At 73.8% G+C, this 2,148-nt stretch carries 3 protein-coding genes; all 3 read right to left on the bottom strand.

Going from position 1 to position 2,148, the window contains the following annotated elements; translation table 11 throughout:
• A partial coding sequence (locus AC0CYZ_RS30125; protein WP_472221790.1) for a carotenoid oxygenase family protein occupies nucleotides 1-950 on the bottom strand: 950 nt, incomplete at its 3' end.
• On the bottom strand, nucleotides 947-1,561 hold the full coding sequence (locus AC0CYZ_RS30130) for a DUF3159 domain-containing protein (RefSeq protein ID WP_472221791.1): 615 nt from the start codon (nucleotides 1,559-1,561) through the stop codon (nucleotides 947-949). The genes AC0CYZ_RS30125 and AC0CYZ_RS30130, both read right to left, overlap by 4 nt.
• Nucleotides 1,562-1,721: 160 nt before the next feature.
• The coding region (locus AC0CYZ_RS30135; RefSeq protein ID WP_472221792.1) for an MFS transporter at nucleotides 1,722-2,148 on the bottom strand (427 nt) is incomplete at its 5' end.

Raw genomic sequence — 2,148 nt, forward strand, 5'->3', positions numbered from 1 at the left:
GGGCGCGCCCACTGCACGTAGTCCAGCACGACCGGCGCGTCCGGGCCGGTCCCGTCGTCGTAGGCGTTGGCGCTGTGCCAGGTCCAGAAGGCCTCGGAGTCCGCCCAGCGCACCGGTCCGCCGTCGCGCGGGATCAGGGCCACCCGGGTGCCGTCCTCGGGGCGCCACGAGAGCATCGACCCCCCGGCGAAGGCGGCGGCCATGTCGAAGTACAGCGGGGCGACGACCAGCACGACGAAGCGGCGGGTCAGCGCCATGTCGTGGATCATCACCGGGCGGTCGACGTCGGGTACCGGCGTCGGGAGCCGCGTGACCTCGCCGTCGGGACCGACGATCGCCCAGGTCAGGAAGGGCGGCTCGAGCGCGTAGCAGAACACGGCCATCTCGCCGGTCACCGGATCGATCTTCGGGTGGGCCGTCGTCCCGGCCGGGATCGACCCGCCGAAGGTCTCGCGGCCCAGGGTCTCGAGCTCCGGGGAGAGCGCGTAGGGGCACGTCGACTCGGCGAGGGCGAGCAGCCGCCCGCCGTGGCGCACCACGTTGATGTCGGGCAGCTCCTTGTCCTGCCCGGCCAGTTCCGGGCCGACCTCGGACTCGTCGGGGACGTAGCCGGTCATGAGCCCGCCCCACAGCGCACGACCCGCCCGCTCCTCCGCCACCAGCGCGGGGGTGCGCACGAACCGGTTGGAGTAGCGGGCCCGACCCTGCGCGACCCAGACCCCGTGCACCATCCCGTCGCCCTCGAGCGGGTACACGTACGACCCCAGCGGCGTGAAGCGCGGATTCCCCCCGTTGCGCAGGTAGGTCCCGGCCATCTCGGCGGGCAGCTCGCCGACGACCACGAGGTCGTCGGCGTCCGTCTCCTCGATCACGGGCGCGAAGATCCCGTGCAGGTGGGGGTCCTTCGCGACGTCGACGGGGTCGGGCACCGGGCGGGCGGCCGCGGTCACGGGGTCACCGACCCCGGCGCCCCCTCGGCGGACGCCTCGTGCGCCCCCGCCGGCCCGTGCTCACCGGAGGCGTGGTCGGGATACCACATCGTGAAGCGCACGGCCGCGACGATGACCAGGGCCGGGACCACCCAGTTCAGCAGCGTCGACGTCCCGGGCGCGAGCATGACGACGACGTCGCAGAGGGTGGTGACCGCGAACGCGGCGGCCCACACCGCGGTGATCACGACGTTGATGCGGTGGAACGTCGGGCTGGTCCAGTACTGCCGGGGCACCGACTGCCGGGCGTAGTGCTCGGTGAACGGACGCCCGATCGCCAGGCCGACGAGCACGACGACGGTCAGGACCGCACTCGACAGCAACTGCGCCCGGTTCTCGACCCACATCAGGTCGGCGCGGTCGAGGACCAGGGCGAGCACGCTCAGCACGGCGAAGAACAGCGCGCTCACGACGTCGAGCAGGCTCACCTCGCGTGTCCGCCGCCAGTCGGGCACCGCGATCACGACGGTGGCGAGCAGCGCGGTGAGCGTGGCCCACTCCCAGGTCGTGGGTGCGCAGAGGACCGTGAAGACGATCCACGGGGCGAACCCGAGGACCACGCCGAGTCTCATGTGCACTCCCCCGTCCGCACCGCACCCCACGCGGTCGTCGCGGCACCGCGATCCGTCGCGGGGGCGAGGCCCCGCGGATCTCCTGGCATACGCGGATCGACGCACCAGCGCCAGAGCGTCACCGCGTTCACCACTCGTCCGGGTGAATCCGTCCGCCACGTCACCCGGGCGCCGGGGTGACGCGTGACCGGCGCGCGGTCCGGGTCTCCCCCACCGCGGTGACCACCCCGGCCAGGAGCAGCAGCACCGCGGCGCCCACGAGGACCGCGGCGATACCGCCGCTCGTGGCCCGCTGGTCGCCGAGGGCCTCGATCACCGCCGTGGCCACGACGACCCCGATCCCGCCGATCGCCGTGAGGATCGTGAGCAGCACGCTCGTGCCCTCCGCCGAGCGCTCCGGCGGCAGGGTGCTCTGGACCGCGAGCTCGCCGAGGGAGTAGCCCATGCCGGTCGTGACCCCGCACAGGGCGAGGGCCAGCGCGTAGAGCGGGAGCGGGCCGGCGACCGCCAGCAGGACCAGTGACGGCGCGGCGAGCAGCAGCGCGACGGCCATGATCCGGGCCGCCGGGTGCCGGACGCTGAGCCGG

This window comes from Actinomycetospora sp., assembly GCF_055612215.1.